The 23,859-nt window shown below is 69.7% G+C and carries 19 protein-coding genes; 7 read left to right on the top strand and 12 right to left on the bottom strand.

Annotated features, from left to right (window positions below; translation table 11 throughout):
* The first annotated feature begins 230 nt into the window (after positions 1 to 230).
* From DEU35_RS16285 to DEU35_RS16260, 6 genes are all read left to right on the top strand, one after another.
* A complete protein-coding gene (locus DEU35_RS16285) occupies positions 231 to 857 on the top strand; it encodes a superoxide dismutase (RefSeq protein ID WP_103210019.1) in 627 nt (208 codons plus the stop codon).
* A 103-nt stretch (positions 858 to 960) separates the two neighbouring features.
* Positions 961 to 1,971 (top strand): type I glyceraldehyde-3-phosphate dehydrogenase, encoded by a 1,011-nt coding sequence (gap, locus tag DEU35_RS16280; protein WP_094734144.1) that lies wholly within the window; start codon positions 961 to 963, stop codon positions 1,969 to 1,971.
* Positions 1,972 to 1,977: 6 nt separating this feature from the next.
* Entirely contained in the window at positions 1,978 to 3,192 is a 1,215-nt protein-coding gene (locus tag DEU35_RS16275; protein ID WP_116240133.1) for a phosphoglycerate kinase, read from the top strand.
* The gene (tpiA, locus tag DEU35_RS16270; protein WP_116240132.1) at positions 3,183 to 3,971 is read left to right on the top strand and encodes a triose-phosphate isomerase; all 789 of its coding nucleotides are present in this window, start codon (positions 3,183 to 3,185) and stop codon (positions 3,969 to 3,971) included. Before DEU35_RS16275 ends, tpiA begins: the two co-directional genes overlap by 10 nt.
* A gap of 112 nt (positions 3,972 to 4,083) precedes the next feature.
* The gene (gene secG, locus DEU35_RS16265; RefSeq protein WP_056232190.1) at positions 4,084 to 4,332 is read left to right on the top strand and encodes a preprotein translocase subunit SecG; all 249 of its coding nucleotides are present in this window, start codon (positions 4,084 to 4,086) and stop codon (positions 4,330 to 4,332) included.
* A gap of 1 nt (position 4,333) precedes the next feature.
* Positions 4,334 to 4,687: an RNA polymerase-binding protein RbpA gene (locus DEU35_RS16260; protein ID WP_055955187.1), complete on the top strand. Its 354-nt coding sequence runs from the start codon at positions 4,334 to 4,336 to the stop codon at positions 4,685 to 4,687.
* 86 nt (positions 4,688 to 4,773) lie between these two features.
* Here DEU35_RS16260 and DEU35_RS16255 read toward each other — a convergent pair whose 3' ends face one another.
* The 5 genes from DEU35_RS16255 to DEU35_RS16235 all read right to left on the bottom strand — a co-directional run bounded on the left by DEU35_RS16255 (position 4,774) and on the right by DEU35_RS16235 (position 11,261).
* On the bottom strand, positions 4,774 to 5,514 hold the full coding sequence (locus DEU35_RS16255; RefSeq protein WP_258873585.1) for a hypothetical protein: 741 nt from the start codon (positions 5,512 to 5,514) through the stop codon (positions 4,774 to 4,776).
* A gap of 5 nt (positions 5,515 to 5,519) precedes the next feature.
* Entirely contained in the window at positions 5,520 to 6,965 is a 1,446-nt protein-coding gene (locus tag DEU35_RS16250) for a polysaccharide deacetylase family protein (protein ID WP_181904677.1), read from the bottom strand.
* Positions 6,966 to 7,054: 89 nt separating this feature from the next.
* A complete protein-coding gene (glmS, locus tag DEU35_RS16245) occupies positions 7,055 to 8,869 on the bottom strand; it encodes a glutamine--fructose-6-phosphate transaminase (isomerizing) (protein ID WP_116240129.1) in 1,815 nt (604 codons plus the stop codon).
* The gene (locus tag DEU35_RS16240; RefSeq protein ID WP_258027950.1) at positions 8,869 to 9,933 is read right to left on the bottom strand and encodes an NAD(P)-dependent oxidoreductase; all 1,065 of its coding nucleotides are present in this window, start codon (positions 9,931 to 9,933) and stop codon (positions 8,869 to 8,871) included. The genes glmS and DEU35_RS16240 overlap by 1 nt, the downstream gene beginning before the upstream one ends.
* Entirely contained in the window at positions 9,930 to 11,261 is a 1,332-nt protein-coding gene (locus tag DEU35_RS16235; protein ID WP_116240128.1) for a nucleotide sugar dehydrogenase, read from the bottom strand. Before DEU35_RS16235 ends, DEU35_RS16240 begins: the two co-directional genes overlap by 4 nt.
* A gap of 290 nt (positions 11,262 to 11,551) precedes the next feature.
* Here DEU35_RS16235 and DEU35_RS16230 point away from each other — a divergent pair, with 290 nt between their 5' ends.
* Entirely contained in the window at positions 11,552 to 12,832 is a 1,281-nt protein-coding gene (locus DEU35_RS16230; protein ID WP_116240127.1) for a glycosyltransferase, read from the top strand.
* Between the two features lie 24 nt (positions 12,833 to 12,856).
* Here DEU35_RS16230 and DEU35_RS16225 read toward each other — a convergent pair whose 3' ends face one another.
* From DEU35_RS16225 to tkt, 7 genes are all read right to left on the bottom strand, one after another.
* Entirely contained in the window at positions 12,857 to 15,382 is a 2,526-nt protein-coding gene (locus tag DEU35_RS16225) for a LuxR family transcriptional regulator (protein WP_116240126.1), read from the bottom strand.
* Between the two features lie 242 nt (positions 15,383 to 15,624).
* Positions 15,625 to 16,416 (bottom strand): 6-phosphogluconolactonase, encoded by a 792-nt coding sequence (gene pgl / locus DEU35_RS16220; protein ID WP_103209836.1) that lies wholly within the window; start codon positions 16,414 to 16,416, stop codon positions 15,625 to 15,627.
* Entirely contained in the window at positions 16,413 to 17,360 is a 948-nt protein-coding gene (locus DEU35_RS16215) for a glucose-6-phosphate dehydrogenase assembly protein OpcA (RefSeq protein ID WP_103209833.1), read from the bottom strand. The genes pgl and DEU35_RS16215 overlap by 4 nt, the downstream gene beginning before the upstream one ends.
* Complete coding sequence (gene zwf, locus DEU35_RS16210; protein WP_103209831.1) at positions 17,357 to 18,907, bottom strand: glucose-6-phosphate dehydrogenase; 1,551 nt, start codon at positions 18,905 to 18,907, stop codon at positions 17,357 to 17,359. Before zwf ends, DEU35_RS16215 begins: the two co-directional genes overlap by 4 nt.
* Before the next feature lie 2 nt (positions 18,908 to 18,909).
* Complete coding sequence (locus tag DEU35_RS16205) at positions 18,910 to 20,535, bottom strand: glucose-6-phosphate isomerase (protein ID WP_116240125.1); 1,626 nt, start codon at positions 20,533 to 20,535, stop codon at positions 18,910 to 18,912.
* Positions 20,532 to 21,653 (bottom strand): transaldolase, encoded by a 1,122-nt coding sequence (tal, locus tag DEU35_RS16200; protein ID WP_103209826.1) that lies wholly within the window; start codon positions 21,651 to 21,653, stop codon positions 20,532 to 20,534. The genes DEU35_RS16205 and tal overlap by 4 nt, the downstream gene beginning before the upstream one ends.
* 19 nt (positions 21,654 to 21,672) lie before the next feature.
* Positions 21,673 to 23,772 carry a transketolase gene (gene tkt / locus DEU35_RS16195; RefSeq protein WP_116240124.1) on the bottom strand — a complete coding sequence of 700 codons (2,100 nt, stop codon included), beginning with the start codon at positions 23,770 to 23,772 and terminating at the stop codon, positions 21,673 to 21,675.
* Positions 23,773 to 23,859 lie beyond the last annotated feature (87 nt).

Here is a 23,859-nt window from a genome sequence, read left to right as displayed (position 1 = left end):
TGCCGGGAGCCCTGGCATCCCGAGTGGTCGCCGATCTCGAGACTTCTCACGACCCGAGCTCCGTCCTCCCCGACGCGCCCGGGCGTCTAATGTGCGTCATCGGGGGAAGCAACCCCGGTGCGCCGTGGTTACCCCTCAGTAGGATGAAATCGTCACCCTCGCTGCTCGGTTCCTCGGCACGTCGTTACGACGCAGAGGTCTCGGCGGCGCCCGATTCGGAAGTTGAGATCATGGCGAAGTACACGCTGCCCGAACTGCCCTACGACTACTCTGCGCTGGAGCCGCACATCAGTGCGACCATCATGGAGCTGCACCACAGCAAGCACCACCAGACCTACGTCAACGGCGCCAACACCACTCTCGACCTCCTCGCCGAAGCGCGCGAGAAGGGCGATTTCGCCAACATCAACCGCTTGCAGAAGGACCTCGCGTTCAACCTCGGCGGCCACACGAACCACTCCATCTTCTGGACGAACCTGTCGCCCAACGGGGGGGACAAGCCCACCGGCGACCTCGAGTCCGCGATCGACGACCAGTTCGGTTCGTTCGACGCGTTCCGCGCACAGTTCACCGCTGCGGCGCTCGGCGTGCAGGGCTCGGGCTGGGCGGGTCTGTTCTGGGACTCGATCGGTGAGAACCTCGTCATCCAGCAGTTCTTCGACCAGCAGGGACAGATCGTCGCGGGGACCGTTCCGATCCTCCTGCTCGACGTCTGGGAGCACGCCTACTACCTCGACTACAAGAACGTCCGCGCGGACTACGTGAAGGCCTTCTGGAACATCGCCAACTGGGACGACGCTCAGAAGCGCTTCGCGGCCGCCCGGGAGAAGACCTCGGGTCTGCTGGTACTGTCGTAAACGGTGTGGCGTCCCGGCGGGACACCCCGCCGGGACGCCGTTGTCCGCCAGCGAACATCGCAATCACGCGCTTCTCGCGCACAACTGATTCAGGAGATATTCCGTGACCGTCAAGATCGGAATCAACGGCTTCGGCCGTATCGGACGCAACTACCTTCGTGCGGCTCTCGCGCAGGGTGCCGACCTCGAAATCGTGGCGGTGAACGACCTCACCGACAACAAGTCGCTGGCGCACCTCCTCAAGTACGACTCCGTCGGCGGCGTGCTGACCGAGGACGTCTCGTACACCGCAGACTCCATCACGGTCGGCGACAAGACCATCAAGGTCTTCGAAGAGCGCGACCCGGCCAACCTCCCCTGGGGCGAGCTCGGCGTCGACATCGTCATCGAGTCCACCGGCCGCTTCACCAAGGCCGAGGACGCCAAGAAGCACATCACCGGCGGCGCCAAGAAGGTTCTCATCTCGGCTCCCGCCACGGGCGACGACGCGACCATCGTCATGGGCGTCAACGAAGAGACCTACAACCCCGAGACCGACGTCATCATCTCGAACGCGTCGTGCACCACGAACTGCCTGGCGCCCCTCGCCCAGGTGTTCAACGAGGCCTTCGGTATCGAGCGTGGTTTCATGATGACCGCCCACGCCTACACGGCCGACCAGAACCTGCAGGACGGCCCGCACAGCGACCTTCGTCGCGCGCGCGGCGCGGCGATCAACATCGTCCCCGCCTCGACCGGTGCTGCCAAGGCCATCGGCCTGGTCCTGCCCGAGCTGAACGGCAAGCTCAGCGGCTCGTCCTACCGCGTTCCGGTCCCCACCGGCTCGATCGTCGACCTCACGATCGTCACGCCCACCGAGGGCTTGACTGTCGACCAGGTCAACGAGGTCTACAAGAAGGCCGCTGCCGAGGGTCGTCTCAACGGCATCCTGCAGTACACCGAGGACCCGATCGTGTCGAGCGACATTCAGGGCAACCCGCACTCCTCGATCTTCGACGCGGAGCTGACGAACGTCAGCGGCAACCTCGTCAAGGTCTCGTCGTGGTACGACAACGAGTGGGGCTACTCCAACCGTCTCGTCGATCTGACCGAGTACGTCGCCGAGCGCCTGTAACCCTTCATGGCTCTGCGCACCCTCGATTCGCTGGGGTCGCTGGCCGGCACGCGCGTCATCGTCCGTTGTGATCTCAACGTTCCTCTCAAGGACGGGATCATCACGGACGATGGCCGCGTGCGCGCGTCGCTGCCGACCCTCAACGCACTGATCAACGCCGGCGCGCGTGTGGTCGTGTGCTCGCACCTCGGCCGCCCCGACGGTGCGCCCGACCCGAAATACTCGCTTGAGCCGGTCGCGCAGCGTCTGTCCGAGCTGCTCGGCCAGCCGGTCGCGTTCGCGCGCGACACGGTGGGCGAGTCCGCTCACGACGCCGTCTCGTCGCTGGAGAACGGTGAGGTCGCCGTCATCGAGAACCTCCGGTTCAATGCGGGGGAGACCTCGAAGGACGAGGCCGAGCGTCAGGCATTCGCGCGGGAACTCGCCGGCCTGGGCGACGCCCTCGTGTCGGACGGGTTCGGCGTGGTGCACCGCAAGCAGGCGAGCGTCTACGACCTCGCCCAGATCGTGCCGTCCGTCGCGGGCCTTCTCATCCAGAAGGAACTCGAGGTCCTCGACCGTCTGACGGAGAACCCGGAGCGCCCCTACACGGTCGTGCTCGGCGGCTCGAAAGTCAGCGACAAGCTCGGTGTCATCGAGCACCTGCTCCCTCGCGTCGACAGGCTGCTCGTCGGCGGCGGCATGATGTTCACCTTCCTCGTCGCCGAGGGCCACCAGGTCGGCTCGAGCCTGCTCGAGAAGGACCAGATCGACACCGTGAAGGGCTACCTCGCCACGGCGAAGGAGCGCGGGGTCGAAATCGTCCTCCCCGTCGACGCGGTCGTCGCGGCGTCGTTCTCGGCCGATGCCGAACACGTGGTCGCTGACGCCGATGCGCTCGAGGAGACCCCTTTCGGCGCTTCGGGGCTCGGTCTCGACATCGGTCCCCGTACCGCGGAGATCTTCGCAGACGCCATCCGCGGCTCGCGCACGGTCTTCTGGAACGGCCCCATGGGTGTGTTCGAGATGAAGGCGTTCGAGGCCGGCACCAAGACCGTCGCCCAGGCGCTCACCGAGGTCGACGGCCTCAGCGTCGTCGGCGGCGGTGACTCCGCCGCGGCCGTGCGTCAGCTCGGTTTCGCGGACGACGCCTTCGGCCACATCTCCACGGGTGGCGGCGCGAGCCTGGAATTCCTCGAAGGCAAGAAGCTTCCCGGACTGGAGGTCCTCGGATGGCAGTGAACAGAATCCCACTCATCGCCGGCAACTGGAAGATGAACCTCGACCACCTGCAGGCGGTCGCGTTCGTCCAGAAGCTGCACTGGACGCTGAAGGAAGCAAAGCACGAGGCCGGAAGCGTCGAGGTCGCGGTCTTCCCGCCGTTCACCGATCTGCGCACCGTGCAGACGCTGCTCGACGCCGACAAGATCGATTTCGCCCTCGGCGGTCAGGACCTGTCGGCCCATGATTCGGGTGCGTACACCGGCGAGATCTCCGGTCAGTTCCTGGCCAAGCTCGACGCGAAGTACGTCATCATCGGGCACTCGGAGCGTCGTCAGTTCCACAACGAGACCGACGAGGTCGTCGCAGCGAAGACCCAGGCGGCACTACGCCACGGTCTCGCGCCGGTCATCTGCGTCGGCGAGACCTCGGAGGACCTCGAGAAGTTCGGCGCCAGCGCCGTTCCCGTCGGTCAGCTCGAGGTCGCCCTCGAGGGCGTTGCGGCGGATGCCGACATCGTCGTCGCCTACGAGCCTGTGTGGGCCATCGGCTCGGGTCAGGCGGCAACGCCCGACCAGGCCCAGGAGGTCTGTGCCAAGCTCCGCGCGGTCGTCGCCGACAAGGTCGGTGCCGATGCGGCTGCTCGCACGCGCGTTCTCTACGGCGGTTCGGTGAAGTCGGGCAACATTGCCGGCTTCATGCGCGAGCCCGATGTGGACGGCGCCCTGGTGGGTGGCGCGAGCCTCGTCGTCGACGAGTTCGCGGCTATCGTCCGCTTCCAGAAGCACGTCGGCGTCTGACGCCGACGAGATGCCCGCGGCGCTTCGCCGCGGGCATCCGTGCGTCTGGGGCGCCTCCCCGTATACTTGACGCTTGTGCGGTCGACCTGATCGCTACGAAAGGCTTTGGACTGTGCAGATTCTCGAGTTCGTCCTGCAGGTGCTTCTGGGTATCACCAGCCTCCTGCTGACCCTGCTCATCCTGCTTCACAAGGGACGCGGTGGCGGTCTGTCCGACATGTTCGGCGGCGGAATGAGCTCCGCCCTCGGGTCGTCTGGTCTCGCCGAGCGCAACCTCAACCGTTTCACGATCGTGCTCGCGCTGGTGTGGTTCGTCACCATCGTCGGTCTCGGTCTGCTGACCAAGTTCGCGGAGATCTGACATGGCCACCGGAGGCAACGCCATCCGTGGTTCGCGCGTCGGCGCGGGCCCCATGGGCGAGCAGGACCACGGCTTCCACGCCGATCGTGTCGCCGTGTCGTATTGGGACGCACTCGGCAACGAGACCGTGCGCTACTTCGCGGCGGGTATCCCCGACGACGAGATCCCCGAGACGATCGATTCCCCGCACTCCGGCCTTCCGGCCGGACGTGACAAGGCGAACCCGCCGGCCCTGGCCAAAGCGGAACCGTACAAGACCCACCTCGCGTACGTGAAGGAGCGCCGCAGCGACGAAGAAGCCGCTTCGCTCCTCGACGACGCCCTGCAGCAGTTGCGCGAGCGCCGCGGGCAGTAAGCCCGCGTCGACGACTTTTCGCAGAGGGCCGGATGCCATGGCATCCGGCCCTCTGCGCTGTGTGCGCCGCGGGCGGTGGACGCGCGTCAGCGGACGGGCGAGTCGGTGACGAGACGGGTCCAGGGCCCGGGTGGGACGTCGGCGTCGTCGACGAAGGCCCAGTCGACGCGGTCGTCGTCGCCGTTGAGATCGGCGAAGCCCAGGCAGCCGTTCAGAGCGGGCGACACGTCGAGTCCCGCGCCGTTGTATCGGGAGTTGGCGGGGCGGCGGTCGTCGGAGCCGAAGACGTACGTGGCGTCGCGGTACTCGCCGGGGCCGGCGTCCTCGATCTGCCCATAACAGACGCGTCCGCCCTTGTGCAGGACGACCCAGCGGTTCTTCATGAGGCTCGACGAGGGATCGTCGACGAGGGAGGAGTACGCGGGGTCCTTCGCCCACGGAACGACCTCGCCGCGGGTGGCGAAGCCCTCGGCATCGTTGACGTCGTCGAAGGGGAGGTCCAGGTAGAAGGGGTTCTCCCGGGGCGTCATGGCGGTGGGGAAGTACCCCGTCTCGGCGGTGCGCTCCTCGGTTCGGCACTCGGCTCCGTCGTCGATCCCGTCGCATCCGCCGTAGGAGCCCAGCCAGTCGGAGTCGTAGGTCGAGAGACGTTGGCTGCCGTCGGAGGTGTTCGGATCGAACACCTCTCCGATCCAGAACGTCGTCGCGACGATGTCGGTGTGCCAGGGGTAGCCGGTGTCGGGGCGCGGAACCGCGGGCGGGGCGCACGCCGACAGGCCGGCGGCGGCGACCACCACGAGGGTGATCGCCGCCGCCGGCCGTGGCATCCGCGTCATCCGGTGACGTCGCTCTCGGTGGGGTGGACCTTCTCCACCGGACCCTGCGGAGGAGTCGCGGTCATCGGCGCGAACGATGGGGCTGTCACGGTGGCCGGGGCCAGGGACGGAGCGCCGGCGCTGTCGTAGAGCTGCAGATCGTCGGTGCGGAGGGTGCCGTTGCCGAAGATCGTCAGCGCGAAGCTGATGCCCGTGTAGCCGGCCGGGATCGCCGAGGTCGTCCAATCGGCCTGCGTCCAGTCCGTCGCCGTAGCGAACCAGGGGCTGGAGGTCCAGTACGACCACGAGCCGCTCGTGGATCGGAGGTACACGGCGAACTGCGTCACCCCGCTCGCCTGGTACCACTCCCGCAACGTGTACGTCTTTCCGGGCGTCACAGTGGGGGAGCACTGACCGAGATCGAACTGCGGGAGGAGCTTGGCGTCTCCGTCGACGTCGTTCGACATCACGATGCCGCTGGCGATATTGCCGGTGTGCGCGGGAGACCCCGTGCTGAAGACGGGGGAGTTGTTGCCGTACCCGCCCCTCATCCAGCAGTCGGGGGCGCCGGTCTCCATGCTCGGATTGACGATGCCGTTGGTCGACCCCGTCACCGCGGGCACGGAGGGGCCGTCGACCACGGGCTTGGCAGCCCCGCCGATGACGTCACCGACGGTCTTGACCACGGTGCCGGCCGACTGGCGCGTCTTCAACCACGACGTGAACTGGGTGAACAGCGAGGTGGTCACCGCCAGATCGCTGCAGGCGTTGTCGCAGATGTCATGGAAGGTGTACGGGACCCACCCTCCGCCGTTCTTCTCGGCGTTGGTGACCCCGGCCTTCAGGTCGTCGAGCGTCCAGGTTGCGTCGACCTGGTCGAGGGCCTTCAGTGCGTACTTCGCGGCGGGACGCGTGGACTCCGCGTAGGCGCAGTCCGGGCAGCCGAAGCGACTGCGGATGTCTCCCAGGAGGCGTCCGCTGTTGTACCCGCACGTGGCGACCGCCTTCTCGACGGCTGCCGTGCTCGAGGCGAAGGGATAGGCGAAGCTGCGCACCGTGAAACCCCAGGAGGTGAGGCTCTTCCGGTCGGTGCAGATCTGCCGGGTGGCCTCGTCGACGCTCACCTGCGCGAGATCGGGATGGTTGACGGTGTGCCCGCCGATCTCGTGCCCCGCGTTCTTCAGGGTGGTCAGATCGGACCGCGTCATGTGCCCCGCGGCGCCGATGAATCCGGAGTTGATGTAGAACGTCCCCTTCATCCCGTTCGCCTGGAGCGCGGGGAGGGCGTTCAGTTGATCGGAATTGGCGTCGTCGAAGGTAAGGCTGACGATCGTCGTGGTCGCGGCCTGCGCCGGGGCCGCGGGAGCGGAGGCGATGAGCCCGCTCGCGCCCACGGCGACGGCGACGAGGACCGCCAGGGCTCGGCCTCGCCGACGCCCGGGGGCGACGTGTCGGTGGATCATGGGGGCGTCCTTTCGGATGGGGAGGGTCCGTCGGCGGACCCGGGAGGTGTCGGAACCGCGCCCGGAGGCGCCGGTGACAGCGAGGCCGGTCATGCGACGGTCACCGACTTGGCGAGATTGCGGGGCTTGTCGACGTCGCGACGCAGACGCAGAGCGAGTTCGCGCGCGAACATCTGCAACGGGACGACAGTTTCGAGCGGTCCCCACGAGGGGCCGGTACGCGGCAGGTGCAGCGGCAGGCCGCCGACGGTGAGCACGCGCTCGCCCACGCGCAGCACCCGGCCGCCACGTGCGTGGATCTCGGCCACGTCGACCTCGAGCCGCGGGTCGCCGTTGTCGACGACGAACACAGGGGTGCCGGCATCCACCAGGGCGAGGGGACCGTGCTTGAGTTCTCCGGCCGGCTGGTGCTCGGTCCAGCGGTACGACAGTTCTTTCAGCTTCAGCGCGCCCTCGGCCGCGTAGACGAGACCGGAACCGCGGCCGAGGAAGAGGAAGCCGGGGGAGGTGACGAACTCCGTCGCGAGCTCTGCGGCGCGGCCGCGCCACGCGTCGAGGGCGGCGGCGAGCGCATCGGGGGTCGCGGCGAGGGCGCGCAGGTCGCCGTCGATCGCCAGCCCGTCGGCCCGCGCCGACGCCGACAGGCCCGAGAGTGCGAGGCACGCGCCCGTGAGCACCTGTGCGATGAAGGTCTTCGTCGCGGCCACCCCGATTTCCGGTCCGGCGAGGCAGTCGAGCACGGCGTCGGCCCGCCGGGCGAGCGTCGATGAGGGATTATTGGTCAGGGCCAGCAGCGTCCGATCCCGCTCGGGGAGGCCGTCCAGCGCGCGCAGGACGTCGGCGGTCTCGCCGGACTGGCTGAGGGCGATCACCAGGGTGCGCGGCTCCCAGACCTCGTGCGCCGCCTCGCTGGCGACGAGGGTGCGCGTGGGCAGCCCGCCCAGGCGGGAGAAGACCCCGGCCACGGCCCGACCGGCGTGCAGGGACGTGCCGCACCCGAGGATCGTCACACGGTCGATCTCGTCGAGCGGGGGTAGGCCCGCCCCGCCCCAGAGCCGTCCGTCGGCGATGCCGGGGGTGAACACGTCGAGCACGCGTCGGGCCACGGCCGGCTGCTCGTCGATCTCGTTGCCCATGTGGTCGCGGTGGCGTCCCGTGCTGGCGAGGAAGGCCGTCTGGGGCACGGGCCAGAGGCCGCGCGGACGACAGCTGCCGCCGGGGCGGTGCCAGCGCATGCCCTCGGCGTCGACCTCGACGATGTCGTCGTCCTCGAGCACGCGGAACGTCTCGACCACCGGCGTCACCGCGCCCACGTCGCTGGCGAAGTACACGCCCTCCTCGCCCTCGGCGAAGATGAGGGGCGAGCCGTGCGCGGTGGCCGCGAGGGTCCCCGAGCGCGCGTCGAGGCCGACGATCGCCCACGACCCCGCGAGGCGCGTGGCGGCGTCGGCGAGGGCGTCGCCGAGACCCGTCCCCGGGCGAAGCGCCTTCTCGAGCAGGTGCACGATGACCTCGGTGTCGACCTCGGTGGCGAACCGGTGTCCGTCGGCGACGAGGCCCGCTCGCAGCACGTCGGCGTTCTCGATGATGCCGTTGTGCACCACGAAGAGCCGTCCGCTGCAGTCCTCGAGCGGGTGGGCGTTGCGTTCGTTCACCTCACCGTGGGTGGCCCAGCGGGTGTGGCCGATCGCCGCGGTCGTGGCATCCATCCCCGACTCGCCCGAACGCACAGCGTCGGTGAGGGATGCCACGCCGTCGAGGGTCCGCACGTGCAGGGTCGTCCCGTCGGGATTGCGGGCGGCGATGCCGGCGGAGTCGTAGCCCCGGTACTCGAGGCGCTCGAGGGCGCACCGAGCGCGCGAGGCGGCGGCCGAGGTCCCGCGGTACGCGGTGATGCCGCACATCAGAGGACCCCGCGGAAGGAGCCCGCGCCGGCGAGCGGCATGGCGTCGGAGCCGTAGCGTTCGCGCGAAAGCAGATCCGCGGCGACGCGCATGATGGTCGAGGTCAGCGAGGTGTGCGGCTCGTAGCCCACGAGGTCGTGCGCCTTGGTGTTGTCGGGCACGCGGCGACGCATGTCCTCGAACCCCGGGGCGTAGGCCTGCTCGTAGGGGACGAGTTCGACCGTACTACGGCTGTCGAGGGTGCGGATGATCTCGCTCGCGAGATCGCGGATCGAGATCTCGCGCGCACCGCCCAGGTTGTAGGCCTGGCCGCGAGCCCGTGGGTCGCGTTCGATGAGCACCATCGCGGGGACCACGTCTTCGACCGCCGAGAAACAGCGGGTCTGCTCCCCGTCGCCGAAGACCGTGAGCGGCTGGCCGCGCAGAGCCTGCCCCACCAGGTTGGGCAGCACCATGCCGTAACGGCCGGTCTGGCGGGGTCCGACGGTGTTGAACAGGCGCACGATCGAGACGTCGAGACCCTCCTGGTCGCAGTACGCCTTGGCGAACGCCTCGTCGATGCCCTTCGCGCCGGCGTAGGTCCACCGCGAGAGGAGGGGGTCGCCGAGCACGCGGTCGGAGTCCTCGCGCAGGCGGTCGGCGGTGTTCTTGCCGTACACCTCGCTCGTGGACACCATCAACACCGACGCCTGGTGCTCGATGGCCGCGGTCAGCACATTCTCGGTGCCGTGGATGTTGATGCGCAGGCCCCGCAGGGGCTGTTCGACGATGAGCTTCACCCCGACGGCCGCGGCCAAGTGGAAGACGCGGTCGCAGCCTTGCATCGCCGAGCCCACCGTCTTGGTGTTGAGGATCGAGCCGTGGATCATCTCGAGGCGCGGGTTGCCGGCGACGCCCGCGAGGTTGCGCGCGGAGCCGGTCGAGAGGTCGTCAAGAACGACCACCTCGTCGCCGAGGTTCAGCAGGTGCTCCACGAGGTGGCTGCCGACGAAGCCGGCGCCGCCGGTGACCAGCGTGCGCGTGGGGGCGCTCGCGGCTCCCGGGTAGATCGGAACGCCGCTCACAGCAGCACCCGCCCGGCGATGTCGGTGCTGCGGTACGTGCCGTCGACGACCACGGACTCGCCGTCGAGCCAGTCGAGGTCGCTGTCGTGGTGGCGCGTGTGGACGAGGACGACGTCGGGGTGGAAGGCCCCCGGATTGGTGAGCGAATCGCGTTCGCGCCCGGAATCCAGATGGATGTGCGGCGCATGCGTGTCGACGTACTGTACCTCTGCGCCGGCGTCGATGAGGTGATCGATGATCTCGAGGGCGGGGGATTCCCGCAGATCGGCGACGTCGGGCTTGTAGGTGACGCCGACGACGAGCACGCGGGCGCCGAGAGTTCCCTTTCCCGCGCGACCGAGCACGTCGCGGATGCGGTCGACCACGCGGAGGGGTCGGGCGGCGATCCGGGTCATCGCCTCGGTGATCACGCCGGCGTCGACGTGGAGGGCCTTCAGCTGCCACAGCAGGTAGTGCGGGTCGCACGGGATGCAGTGCCCCCCGACCCCCGGGCCGGGGTAGAACGCCATGAAGCCGTAGGGCTTCGTGCTCGCCGCCTCGATGACCTCGGTGACCGGAACGTCGAGCGCGCCGCAGATGTCGGCGAACTCGTTGGCCAGGGCGATGTTGACCGCGCGGAACGTGTTCTCGAGCAGCTTGGTCATCTCGGCCGTGGCCAGGCTCGACACCCGGTGCACACGGGCGGCGTAACGGGCGAGGAGCCGCGCGCCCTCTTCTTCGCACTGCGCGGTGGCACCGCCCACGACGCGGGGGACGACCTCTTGGGCGAAGCCCACGTTGCCGGGGTCGATACGCTCGGCGCTGAAGGCCACGAACACGTCGCGACCGATCTGCATCCCGCGCTCGCGCAGGGGTTCCTCGACGAGGTCGTGGGTGCATCCCACGTAGGTCGTGGAGGTGAGCATGATGAGCTGCCCGGGCCGGGCGGCGGCGACGACGGTGGCGCACGCCGCCCGGAGCGCGGTCAGGTCCGGGACCTGCTGGTGATCGACGGGGGTGGGCACGCACACCACGACCGCGGCGGCGCGGCCCAGTTCGGAGGTGTCGCTGGTGAGGCGGAACCCCGACGGTGCGTGCAGGGCCGTCTCGAGGCGTTCCCGGTCGGATTCGATGAGGTCGGCGCCCCGCGCGGCGATGGTGCGCAGGCGCCGCGGCGAGACGTCGAGGGCGAGCACCCGGGACCCGCTGGCGTGGTAGGCCAGCGCCGTCGGGAGCCCCACGTAGCCGAGCCCCACGATCGCGACGTCGAAGTCGAACGTCCGCGTCGGGGCGGGGATCGGGGGCAGCGGCGTGACGAGCACGTCGGCGCGGACATCGAGAGTGGACATGGTCATCCTCCAGGGCAGGGTCCGAGGGGACGGCGGGGGAACTGCAGCGCCCCCTCGGACGATTCGGGTGGTCCAGCAGCGGCTGATCGGGTGTCGACGCTGATCCGGGTTCACACTGCGGCGCGGCTCCGGTGGTGGTCAAGGACGCCGGCCCGATCATGCGGCTTGCCGCCGACCGCACCGCGGTGTGCGGGAAACCGCACGGCGGTGTGCGGGGAGCGTGCGGTCGCTCGGGTCCTCGAGCGGCGTAGCGTCGGTCCGAAGCCCTCGACCCGAAGAGGAGGGATGCCATGACGCCTGCCGTCGTCGTCCTGATCGCCGTGTGCACGATCGGCGTCTCCACCCTGGTGTGGGGCGTCGCGGCCATCTGCCGGTTGTTCGTCGAGGCGCGCGAGGAGCACGGGCTCCTGGTTCCGTCGATGTACTACCGCCCCGACGAGGTCGCGGTGCTGATCGCGGCGCACAACGAGGAGCTCGTGATCGCCGACGCCGTCGCCGCTGCCCGTCGCCTCGTGCCGGCGCGGAACGTGTTCGTGGTGTCCGACGGCTCGCGCGATGCGACGGTGGAGCGGGCGCGGGCGGGGGGAGCCACGGCGTGGGACCTCACACCCAACCGGGGCAAGGCAGGAGCCATCCGTGCGGGGCTCGAGCGCTTCGGCATCCCCTCGCGGTTCCCGCTCCTTCTGCTGCTCGACGCCGACTCGCGTCCGCGTCCCGACTACCTGCGCACGGCGCTGCCGCTGTTCACCGACGACGGGGTGGTCGCCGTCGCCGGTCGGGCGACGACCGCCGCGGATGCGCCGACCACCCGCATGGGACGATTCCTCACCGCGTACCGCGAGCGCACCTACGTCTGCACGCAGTACCTCCACAAGTTCGGCCAGGCGGCGCGGGGAGCGAACGCCGTGGCGATCGTGCCGGGGTTCGCGAGCCTGTACCGCACCGACGTGCTCGGCCGCATCGACATCGACGCCCCGGGACTGTCGATCGAGGATTTCAACATGACGTTCGAGGTGCACGCGAAGAGGCTGGGGCGGATCGCGTTCCACCCCGAGTGCGCGATCGCCGAGACGCAGGACCCCGCGGTGTTCCGAGATTACACGGCGCAGGTGCGGCGTTGGAGCCTCGGGTTCTGGCAGACGGTGCGTCGGCACGGTGTGCGTCCCGGGCTGTTCTGGGCGGCGGTCAGCGTGTTCGCTCTCGAGACGGCGGTGTCGAGCCTGGTGCTGGCGGCCATCCTCCCGGTGCTCGTCGCCGCCGCCGCGGCCGCGATCCTCGGCCCGGTGCTCCCGGGCACGGCGGGCGAGGTGACGGGGGCGGTGTCGGCGGCGCTGCCGGTGGGGCCGATCGTCCTCGGTTTCTTCGTGGTGGATGCCGTGATGACCGCGTTCGCGTGCGCGATCTCGCGGGCGCGGCCGCGGGTCTGGATGCTGCTGTTCCCCCTCATGAGGGTCTGGGACGCGGTGCTGTGCCTGCGCGCGCTCGGGGCCGCTCTGGGGCGCCCCTCGGATGGTCGATGGAGGAGCCCCGATCGACGAGCGGTGACTCCCGCGCTGCAGCCCGCCGCCTGAGCAGAGGCGGGCCGACGCCCCCGGTCAGCTCGCGGCGTTGTGGAGCCGGGCGATCAGGTGGGCGCGCGAGGTGACCCCGAGCTTGCGGTAGATCCCGGTGAGCCGCAGCTCGACGGTGCGGAGCGAGAGGAACAGGGATGCCGCGATCTCGCGGTTGCGCAGGCCCTTCTCGACCAGGGCCACCACGTCGCGCTCCTGGGGGGTGAGGGTGCGGTCGTGCGTCTCGGCACGGGGGAGGCGCCGCAGGACGATCCGCTCCTCGCCGGCGCCGCAGCGCTCGCGCGCCCGGGCGAGACGTCGACGCTCGGACGGGGCGTCGTCGGTGCGGTAGACGGCCTCCGCTGTGCGGAAGGCGCGAGCGGCGTCGCGATCGGACGCGCACACCGCTCGGGATCGCGCCAGCGCGAGGGTCGTCCACCGGCGCGGAGAGCGGAGTGCGGCCTGCTCGAAACCGCGGAGTTCGTGTTCGGCCTCTGCGTGTCGACCACTCAGCCAGAGAGCCTCGATGAGGTCCGCGTCGACGCGAAGGAGAGCCGGATCCTCCGCCTCGATGCCCTCTCGCGCCGCGCGCATGGTCGACACGGCGTCGTCGTACCGTCCCTCGTTGAGGGCGAGTCCGCCTTCGATGACCGCGAACCACGGCAGCAGGGTGGGCGTGCCCTCGCGGCGGCACAGCTCGCGTCCCTGGCGAACCAGGTCGCCCGCTTGCGCGTCGAGGGGGTCCAGAGCGGCCGCCGAGGCGAGCACGAGGATCGTCGCGACGTCGGTGGTCCGCCCGTCGACCCATTCGCGCCGCCAAGCGGCGACGGCCTCGCGCGCTCCGAGAGGGTCGCCTCCGCGCACCTCGGCGGTGACGAGCAGGCAAAGCAGGTGATCTCGCCAGAGGGGGGCCACGCGGGGAGTGCCGTCGAGCAGCCAACGGATCCGGCGACGCGCCGCCGCGTATTCCTCGCGCAGGATGGCGACGCTCAGTTCGAGCACTGCCTGCTCGATCGGGACCTCGACGTCGGGCTGCAGCGCGGCGACACCGGTATCGACGGTGACCTCGGTGAGGGTGTCGGATCCGAGCTCGTCGAGCAGGCGCACCAGGACAGCGGTCTCGGCTGCGGCGACCCCGTGCTCGATCGCCGCCTCGACGAGGAGGCGGGCGCGCCCGACCTCCCCGTGCCAGAGATGTAGGAGAGCGCTCTCGCACAAGACGTGCTCGGCGGTGCGCCCGTCGTCGGCATCCATGGCGACGGCGAGGGCGGTCTCGTCGACCACGTGCTCGATCGCCGCGGTCGCACGCAGACGCGCGAGGGCCGCCCGCGCGCGAAGGGTCGGCTCGGCCGCACGTCCGGCGCGGCGCAGGTAGCGACGTCCCTGCACGTCGTGGCCCTGCAGCACCAGGGCATCGCCGAGGTCGACGAGGTGTCGACAGCGGACATCGTCGGCGAGGTCACCGGCCATCGCCCGCTCGGCGAACTCGATCGCGCCCAGGTGATCCCCGCCGCTGGCGAGGTCGACGGCCGCGCGCAGGAGCGGTTCGCGGTCGGCATCCGGCGCCCCGAAGCTCGTGTGCCACAGGAAGGTCGCGGGATGCGTCTCTTCGTGCGCGGCGGCGGCCTGCGCGTGCAGCCGGCGACGCTCGTCGGCCGACAGCGATGCGTGGTGACGCAGGCGACGGGCGGGATCGGCGATGCGTGCGAACTCGCCGTGCACCGCGACGAGACCGTCGTCGATGAGCGCGTCCAGGTCGACGCTTTGCTCCTGCGCGATCAGCGTCAGTCGGTCGAAACTGAAAACCGGTCCCACCGACAGCAGGTCGAGGAGCGAGGCCACGCGCGGGTCGCCGGCCAGCCGCCCGTCGCGCCGACGGCGCGCCCTGTCGTCGGTCACCCGCAGGGGCAGGGGGAGGGGGTCGTCGCCCACGGCCTCGCGCGGGGTCAGACGCACGCGGACGATGCTGCCGGGATCGCCGCCGGTGAACTCCGCCACCGTGTACAGGACGGCCTGAGCGGTTCCGGGGCCGAGGACCGACCGGGCGAGGTCGACCGACTCGTCGAACGACAGTCGCTGCACGCGCGTGTGCAGCATGCCCGTGAAGTCGTGGCGATCACCGCCGCTGTCGGCGGTGGCGATGACCGTGAGCCCGGTTCCTCGCAAGCGGCTGAAGACGAACGACAGCACCGTGACGCTCCCGCTGTCCATCTCGTCCAGGTCGTCGATGACGAGGACGGCGGGTTCGTCGTGGACGAGGTGCAGGGTGCGACTGATCTCTTCGGCGAGGAGGTGCTCGGGCCAGTCGCGTCCGCGGGCGAGGAGTCGGTCGATCGCCGCCCCGCGCGCTCCGCCCAGTGCCGCCGCCGTGGCGGACAGCCCCGAGTAGGGCCACATGCGCTCACTCGGGCTCGCCGACACGACGACGGTGTCGTGTCGTGCGGCGATCTGACGCGCCCAGCGCGTCTTGCCGATCCCCGGCTCTCCGACGAACAGGCAGGCAGACCCGCTTCGTGCGTCGATGGTGTTCTCTGCGACGTGCGTCTCTCGGTCACGACCGAAAAATGGCATCCGAACGCTCCTTAGTGCGTCGGCCGTTCGTCGTGGATCGATCAGTGCTGATCGTGCCTCGTCGAACGGACCAGGATGCCCCCCACGCACAGGGTAGATCCGGAGAGCGCGGAAGACAATGGGGACCGGTCGCGCAGGAGACGCCGCTTCCCGATCGTTATCGACGGCGAAGCCGGATGAAGTCCGCACAAGAACGCAGAAGACCGGATGCCGTTCGGCATCCGGTCTTCGGGTTCGAGCGCTCAGTACTCACGGTCGATGAGCTGCGGCGGGACCTGGTCGGCCGCGACCTCGTCGACGAAGAACGCCGTCCGGCGGCGCCCCTTGGCGCCCGCTGCGGGCACGCTTTGGTAGCTCGCTCCGGCGAGGGCGAGGCCGAGGGCCGCGGCCTTATCGGCGCCCGCCACGACCATCCACACGCGCTTGGACGAGTTGATGACCGGCCGCGTCAGTGAGACGCGGTCGCTCGGGGGCTTGGGGGAGTTGCGCACCGGCACCGTCGCTCGATCCGTCACCGAGATCTCGGGACGGTCGGGGAACAGCGAGGCGATGTGCGCGTCGGGTCCCACACCGAGGAAGCAGATGTCGAACGACGGCCAGGGACCCGTCTCGCTGCGGTCCGAGGGGGCGAACTGTGCGAGTTCGTCGGCGTACGCGATCGCGGCAGCGTCCAGGTCGAGCCCGTCGTCGCTCGAGGCGACGGTGTGGATGTTCTCGGCCGGGATGTCGAGGTGGTCCAGGAACGCCTCACGCGCCTGCTTCTCGTTGCGGTCGTCGGAGTCACGCGCAACGAAGCGCTCGTCGCCGAACCAGAAGTGCACCAGCGACCAGTCGATCTGCCCGACGCGTTCGTCGCGCGCGGCCGTACGAAGCACCGCGCCGCCCATCGTTCCGCCAGTCAGGCAGACGTGCATGCGCTTGCCCTCGGCGACGCGCTTGACGATGCGGTTGACGAAACGCGTGGCGACGTAGGACGCCAGGGTGTCGGCATCCGGTTTGATGATGACCTGCTTCGCCGATCCGTTGTCGGTCATGACGCGTCCCGCTCGCTCGCGGCGAGCAGCAGGTCGTGGCCCTCGGTGATCACGCGACCGTAGAGCAGGTCGGGATCCAGGCGACGGAGCTCCTCGGCGAGGCATTCGCGCAGCGTGCGACGCGGGAAAGCCAGGTCGTGCGTGGGCTGACCGGGCTGGGTGAGCACCGCGACGCCGGACTCGGGGCGTTCGAGCAGCGTGTCGCCGCTCGGGCGGGTCAGGCGCACCGACTTGATGCCGCTCGACCACTCGTCAGAGGGCAGGTAGGCGTAGTCGACGGGGGCGTCGAGCTTCATCCCGAGCCACGCCGCCAGGAGAGCGGTGGAAGGGGAGTCGGCGGCTCCGCGGACTTCGATCGCGGTCACCGGCTCGTACGGCGGCTGGTCGAGGACGGCGGCCAGCTGCTCGCGCCAGCGCGTCACGCGGGTCCAGGCGAAGTCGGTGTCGCCGGGAGCGTAGTGCTCGCCGAGGTGGGCGACCCAGGCGGCGGGGTCCGCCTGCGACGAGGCGTCGGTGATGCGGCGCTGGGCGATGCGACCGATCGCGGAGTGCGAGGGGTCCTCGGGCGCGTCGGCCGGCCACCAGGCGACGACCGGGGCATCCGGAAGCAGCAGGCCGGTCACGAGGCTCTCGGCGTTGGAACCCGCGGCGCCGTGGGCGCGAAGGACCACGACCTCGCTCGCTCCGGCGTCGCCGCCCACGCGGATCTGCGCGTCGAGGCGGGGTTCGGCGTCGTCGTCCCCGAACAGGACGGCGATCACTCGCATGGGGTGCTCGCGCGAGGCGTCGTTCGCGGCCTCGATGACCTCTTCTTCGGCGCCGTGGTGAGTGACGATGATGAGTGTCAGCACGCGACCGAGGGCGACGGCGCCGCCCTCTTCGCGCACGCTCACGAGCTTCTTCGAGATGGCGCTGACAGTGGTGTCGGGAAGGTCGATGATCACGGGCGTCTCCAGGTGCGACCGTCGCGGGCGAGGAGTTCGTCGGCGGATGCCGGACCCCAGGAACCGGGCGAGTACTGTTCGAGCGGACCGCCCTGGGCGGCCCAGAACTCCTCGATCGGGTCGAGGATCTTCCAGCTGAGCTCCACCTCTTCGTGCCGGGGGAACAGGGGCGGGTCTCCCAACAGCACGTCGAGGATGAGGCGCTCGTACGCTTCGGGGCTCGCCTCGGTGAAGGCGTGTCCGTAGCCGAAGTCCATCGTCACGTCGCGCACCTGGGTGCCGTCGCCGGGGACCTTCGAACCGAACCGGATCGTCACGCCCTCGTCGGGCTGCACGCGGATGACGAGGGCGTTCTGGCCCAGCTCCTGCGTCTGGCTCTGCGAGAACAGCTGCTGCGGTGCGCGCTTGAACACGACGGCAACCTCGGTGACACGACGGCCCAGGCGCTTTCCGCTCCGGACGTAGAAGGGCACACCCGACCAGCGGCGCGTATTGATCTCGAGCTTGATCGCCGCGTACGTCTCGGTGACCGACTCGGGGTTCATCCCGTCTTCTTCGAGGAAGCCGAGCACCTGCTCCCCGCCCTGCCAGCCGCCGGCGTACTGCCCGCGTGCGGTCGCCTCGGCGAGGTTCTCGGGCACGCGCACGGCGGCCAGCACCTTCTCCTTCTCGGCGCGCAGATCCGCCGCGTTGAAGCTGATCGGCTCCTCCATCGCCGTGAGGGCCAGCAACTGCAACAGGTGGTTCTGGATGACGTCGCGCGCTGCGCCGATGCCGTCGTAGTAGCCGGCGCGGCCGCCGACGCCGATATCTTCGGCCATCGTGATCTGGACGTGGTCGACGTAGTTGCGGTTCCAGATCGGCTCGTACAGCTCGTTGGCGAAACGCAGCGCGAGGATGTTCTGCACCGTCTCTTTGCCGAGGTAGTGGTCGATGCGGAAGATCGAGTCGGCCGGGAACGCGCTCTCGACGACCTCGTTCAGCTCGCGGGCGGAAGCGAGGTCGTGGCCGAACGGCTTCTCGATGACGACGCGGCGCCATCCGTTCACCCCGTCCGACGCGTCTCCGACGAGCCCCGACGCCTTGAGCTGCGTCGTGACGAGCGGGAAGGCCTTGGGCGGGATCGAGAGGTAGTAGGCGTGGTTGCCCATCGTGCCGCGCTCGGTGTCGAGCTTGTCGACCGTCGCGCGCAGGCGCTGGAAGGCCTCGGGGTCATCGAATTCGCCCTGGACGAAGCGGATGCCCTCGAGGAGCTCCTTCCACGTCTCTTCGCGGAACTCCGTTCGCGCGTACTTCTTGACCGACTCGTAGACGACCTCGGCGAAGTCCTGGTCCTCCCAGTCGCGGCGCGCGAAGCCCACCAGAGCGAAGCCCGGCGGCAGGAGTCCGCGGTTGGCGAGGTCATAGACCGCCGGCATGAGTTTCTTCCGCGAGAGGTCGCCGGTGACGCCGAAGATCACGAGGGCGCTGGGCCCCGCGATCCGGCTCAAACGGCGATCCTCGGGATCGCGTAACGGATTGTGACCCGGTGTGATCTCTACGACCATGCTTATTGCGCCGCCTCGAAGAGTGAGAGCACCTCGACCTGCGGGTCGGTCAGCGTCAGCGTGACGACGGGACGGCCGTGGCCCTCCGCCAACACACTCGCGTCGCCCGCGGCCTGTGCCTGGATGAGTTGCCCGAACGTGAACGGCCGACCGGGGATTTCGAGGTCGACGTCGGTGCGTTCGAGGATCTGGAGGAAGACGCCGGTGGCGGGACCTCCCTTGTGATACTGCCCGGTGGAGTGCAGGAACCGCGGTCCCCATCCGAACGTGGTGGGGCGACCGGAGTCGGCGGCCACGAGTTCGCGCAGCCCCGCGAGCTGAGCGAACTCGAGGCGGTTCACGTATGCCTGGACGCTGACGTATCCGTCGGCCGGCACCGTCTGCCACAGCGCCGCCAGCACGCCCGCGACCGTGCCGCTGGCCGCCAGGGTCGGATCGGAGACACGGACCTCGACGCCGCCGTCGACGAATGCCGGGGCGGTGGGGGCGGGCTGCGCATCGAGCAGGCCGCGCGTCGCGGTCTTCGCCGATTCGACGTCGGGCTGATCGAAGGGGTCGATGCCGAGCAGGCGACCGGCGATCGCGGTGGCGTACTCCCATACGACGAACTGCGCGCCGAGCGAGCCACTCACCAGCACGTCGCCGGTGTGACGCTCGAACAGATGGAACGCGTCGGCGTCGTCGACGAAGCGGACGATCTGCAGATCGTCCGGCTTCGAGTCGAGCTCGGGCGAGACCGGGAGAAGGACGACGGGCAGGATGCCGGTGCCGTTCTTGCCCGTCGACTCTGCGACGAGCTGCTCGATCCAGTCGGGCAGGCCGATGATGTGACTGCCGTCGGTGACCAGGCCGAGCTTGTCGCGGCGCAGGTCGCCGCCCCCGGCGATGGCCGCGGCCAGGACCAGGGCGGGGTTCTCGGGTGAGTCGATCGCGACCTCGAGCAGGGTGGCATCCGCTTCGTCGAGGAGGTCCTCGATGTCGACGCCGGCGAGGCCGGTCGGGACGAGCCCGAACGCCGTCAGCGCGGAGTAGCGGCCACCCACGGTGGGGTCCGCGGTGAAGACGCGGTAGCCGTCGGCCAGGGCTGACGCCTCGAGCGGGGAACCGGGGTCGGTGACGACCACGATGCGCCCGGCCGGGTCGATGCCGAGGTCGCGGAAGGCGGCCTCGAAGGCGCGCTTCGCGGAGTCGGTCTCGATCGTCGAGCCCGACTTGCTCGACACGACCAGCACGGTCTTCTCGAGTCCGCCGGACTCGGCGTCGCCGTCGATCGCGGCGAGCACCTGGCCCGGAGCGGTGGAGTCGAGGATGACGAGCGGTACGCCCGCCGACTGCGCGATGACCTCGGGGGCGAGCGAGGAGCCGCCCATCCCGGCGAGGACGACGCGGGTCACGCCCTGCGCGACGAGTTCGTCGCGCAGGGCCGTGATCTCCGGCACGAGGGGGCGCGAGACGGATACCGCCCGCACCCACCCCAGCCGACGCGAGGCCTCGTCTTCCGCGGCGGCGCCCCACAGGGAAGCGTCGCCTGCGGTGATCCCCGACGCGATGAGCGAGCCCGTCAGGCCCGGCAACTCCGCGTCGACGACCGACTTGACGTGGCCGGTGACCTTGACGGCGAGAGTCACCGCGCGGCCTGGGCGCTTCCGGCCTGCAGCGCGGTCTTCACGGTGTCCTGAAGTTCGTGCCACGAGGCGATGAACTTCTCGACACCCTCGTCCTCGAGCACCTGGGTGGCGTCGGCGACGTCGACGCCCGCGGCGGCGAGGCGGTCGAACACCTCGTGCGCGTCGGCGTACGCACCGGTGACGGTGTCTCCGGTGATGACGCCGTGGTCGAACGTGGCCTCGAGCGTCTTCTCGGGCATCGTGTTGACGGTGCCGGGGGCGACGAGCTCGGTGACGTAGAGCGTGTCGGGGAGCGCGGGGTCCTTGACGCCGGTCGACGCCCAGAGCGGACGCTGCACGGTGGCCCCGGCCTCGAGAAGGGCCTTCGCGCGCGGCTCGGCGAACTTCTTCTCGAAGAGCTCGTAGGCCAGACGCGCGTTGGCGATGCCCGCCTTGCCCTTGAGCGCGGCGGCTTCGTCGGTGCCGATCGCGGCGAGACGCTTGTCGATCTCGGTGTCGACGCGCGAGACGAAGAACGACGCGACCGACTGCAGGGTCGAGATGTCGTGACCGGCGTCGCGTGCCTTCTCGACACCCGCGAGGTAGGCGTCGATGACCTCTTCGTACCGCTCGAGGCTGAAGATGAGCGTGACGTTGACCGAGATACCGGCGCCGATGACCTCGGTGATGGCGGGGAGGCCGGCCTTGGTCGCGGGGATCTTGATGAGGACGTTCTTGCGGTCGACGCGGGCCGAGAGGTCCTTCGCCTGAGCGATGGTGCCCTCGGTGTCGTGCGCGAGGTCGGGGGAGACCTCGATCGAGACGCGACCGTCGACGCCGTTGGTGGCGTCGAAGACCGGCAGGAAGATGTCGCATGCGTCGCGGACGTCGTCGGTGGTGATCGAGAAGATCGCCTCGTCGACGGTGGCGTCCGCGGCGGCGAGCTCCTTGACCTGGCCCTCGTAGGCCTCGCCCTTCGAGAGCGCACCGGCGAAGATCGTCGGGTTGGTCGTGACGCCCGAGACGTCCCGCTTCTCGATGAGCTCGGCGAGGTTGCCGGACTGGATGCGCTGACGCGAAAGGTCGTCGAGCCAGATGCTGACGCCGGCGGCGGCGAGATCTGCGGTGGGAGTGCTCATTGTCCTGGTTCTCCTCTGATTACTTCTTGGCCGCGGCGATGGACTCGCGGGCCGCCTCGACGACGTGTTCCGTCGTGATGCCGAACTTCTGGAAAAGGGTCTTGTAGTCGGCCGACGCACCGAAGTGGTCGATGGCGACCGAGCGACCGGCGTCGCCGACGATGCCCGCCCAGCTGAGGGCGGAGCCGGCCTCGACCGACACGCGTGCCTTCACCGACGAGGGCAGCACCGACTCGCGGTACGCCTCGTCCTGCTCGGCGAACCATTCGAGCGAGGGGGCCGACACGACGCGCGCGTTCACGCCCTCGGCGGCGAGCGTCTCGCGCGCCTCGACGGCCAGCTGCACCTCGGATCCGGTCGCGATGAGGATCACGTCGGGCTCGCCGTCCTTCGCCTCGGCCAGCACGTACGCGCCCTTGACAGCGCCTTCGGCGGAGGCGAACTCGTCCCCGGATGCCGCTCCCGTGCCGCGAGCGAATACCGGGATGTTCTGGCGGGTGAGGGCGATACCGGCGGGACCGGCGGTGCGGCGCAGCATCTCGAGCCAGACGACGCTCGTCTCGTTGGCGTCCGCGGGACGCACGAGGGCGAAGTTGGGGATGGCGCGGAGCGTGGCGATCTGCTCGATCGGCTGGTGCGTGGGACCGTCCTCGCCGAGGGCGACGGAGTCGTGCGTCCAGACGAAGATCGTCGGGATGTTCATCAGGGCGGCCAGACGCACGGGCGGGCGCATGTAGTCGCTGAAGATCAGGAAGGTGCCGCCGAACGGACGCGTGGGCCCGTGCAGCACGATGCCGTTGAGGATGGCGCCCATGGCGTGCTCGCGGATGCCGAAGTGCAGGACGCGGCCGTAGGCGTCTCCCGACCACTCGTGCGTCGACCACTCCGCGGGGATGAAGGACTTGGCATCCTTGATCGTGGTGAGGTTCGACTCGGCCAGATCGGCCGAACCGCCCCAGAGCTCGGGGAGCTCGGCGGCCAGGGCGTTGATGACCTTGCCGCTGGCGGCGCGGGTCGAGACGTCCTTGCCCGCTTCGAAGGCGGGGAGGGCGTCGGCGATGTCGGCGGGGAGCTCACGGGCCTGGAGGCGGTCCCACAGCTGCTTGCGCTCGGGGTGAGCCTCGGCCCAGGCGTCGAACTTCTGCTGCCAGGCGGCCTTCTCGGCCTCGCCGCGCTCGACGAGCTTGCGCGTGTGGGCGATGACGTCGTCGTCGACGGCGAAGTGCTGCTCGGGGTCGAAGCCGAGCACCTCCTTCGTCGCCTTGAGCTCGTCGGCGCCGAGGGCGGAACCGTGGATCTTGCCCGAGTTCTGCTTGCCGGGCGAGGGCCAACCGATGATCGTCTTCAGGACGATGAGCGACGGCTTGCTCGTCTCGCCCTTCGCGCGCTCGATGGCCGCGTGCAGTTCGGCGACGTCTTCGACGTACTCGCCGGTCTTCTTCCAGTCGACCGTCTGCACGTGCCAGCCGTATGCCTCGTAACGCTTCTGGACGTCTTCGGTGAAGGCGACGTTGGTGTCGTCCTCGATCGAGATCTGGTTGGAGTCGTAGATGGCGATGAGGTTGCCGAGCTCCTGGTGGCCGGCGAGCGAGGAGGCCTCGCTGGTCACGCCCTCCTGGAGGTCGCCGTCGCCGGCGATCACGTAGACGTAGTGGTCGAAGGGGCTCTCGCCGGCCGGCGACTCGGGGTCGAAGAGGCCGCGCTCGAAGCGTGCCGCGTAGGCGAAGCCCACGGACGAGGCGAGGCCCTGGCCGAGGGGACCGGTGGTGATCTCCACACCGTCGGTGTGGCCGTACTCGGGGTGGCCCGGGGTCAGCGAGCCCCAGGTGCGCAGCGCCTCGAGATCCTTCTTCTCGAGGCCGAAGCCGCCGAGGTAGAGCTGCACGTACTGCGTGAGTGACGAGTGTCCGACCGACAGGATGAAGCGGTCGCGACCCGGCCAGTGGGTGTCGGCGGGATCATGGCGCATGACGCGCTGGTAGAGCAGGTAGGCCGCGGGAGCGAGCGACATCGCGGTTCCGGGGTGGCCGTTGCCCACCTTCTCGACGGCGTCCGCCGCGAGAATGCGAGCGGTGTCCACCGCGCGCCGATCGATGTCATCCCATTCGAAGTCCGACAACTGGGTCGCCTTTCTCGATACTGTGCGCCCGGGTTCACTTCCGACGCCGCACTCACCACCGTAGGAGTGGGAGAGGGGTGGGGTGTC

Source organism: Microbacterium sp. AG157 (genome assembly GCF_003385695.1).
GTDB lineage: Bacteria > Actinomycetota > Actinomycetes > Actinomycetales > Microbacteriaceae > Microbacterium > Microbacterium testaceum.
The sequence above is the reverse complement of the archived record's forward strand: the minus strand, read 5'-3'. Positions and strand labels throughout refer to the sequence as shown.

Bases quoted from the DNA above. Each gene is read 5' to 3' on its own strand.
- DEU35_RS16285 (WP_103210019.1), top strand. From the start codon at position 231: ATGGCGAAGTACACGCTGCCCGAACTGCCCTACGACTACTCTGCGCTG.
- DEU35_RS16275 (WP_116240133.1), top strand. From the start codon at position 1,978: ATGGCTCTGCGCACCCTCGATTCGCTGGGGTCGCTGGCCGGCACGCGC.
- tpiA (WP_116240132.1), top strand. From the start codon at position 3,183: ATGGCAGTGAACAGAATCCCACTCATCGCCGGCAACTGGAAGATGAAC.
- DEU35_RS16260 (WP_055955187.1), top strand. From the start codon at position 4,334: ATGGCCACCGGAGGCAACGCCATCCGTGGTTCGCGCGTCGGCGCGGGC.
- DEU35_RS16255 (WP_258873585.1), bottom strand. From the start codon at position 5,514: ATGCCACGGCCGGCGGCGGCGATCACCCTCGTGGTGGTCGCCGCCGCC.
- DEU35_RS16250 (WP_181904677.1), bottom strand. From the start codon at position 6,965: ATGATCCACCGACACGTCGCCCCCGGGCGTCGGCGAGGCCGAGCCCTG.
- glmS (WP_116240129.1), bottom strand. From the start codon at position 8,869: ATGTGCGGCATCACCGCGTACCGCGGGACCTCGGCCGCCGCCTCGCGC.
- DEU35_RS16235 (WP_116240128.1), bottom strand. From the start codon at position 11,261: ATGTCCACTCTCGATGTCCGCGCCGACGTGCTCGTCACGCCGCTGCCC.
- DEU35_RS16230 (WP_116240127.1), top strand. From the start codon at position 11,552: ATGACGCCTGCCGTCGTCGTCCTGATCGCCGTGTGCACGATCGGCGTC.
- DEU35_RS16225 (WP_116240126.1), bottom strand. From the start codon at position 15,382: ATGCCATTTTTCGGTCGTGACCGAGAGACGCACGTCGCAGAGAACACC.
- pgl (WP_103209836.1), bottom strand. From the start codon at position 16,416: ATGACCGACAACGGATCGGCGAAGCAGGTCATCATCAAACCGGATGCC.
- zwf (WP_103209831.1), bottom strand. From the start codon at position 18,907: ATGGTCGTAGAGATCACACCGGGTCACAATCCGTTACGCGATCCCGAG.
- tal (WP_103209826.1), bottom strand. From the start codon at position 21,653: ATGAGCACTCCCACCGCAGATCTCGCCGCCGCCGGCGTCAGCATCTGG.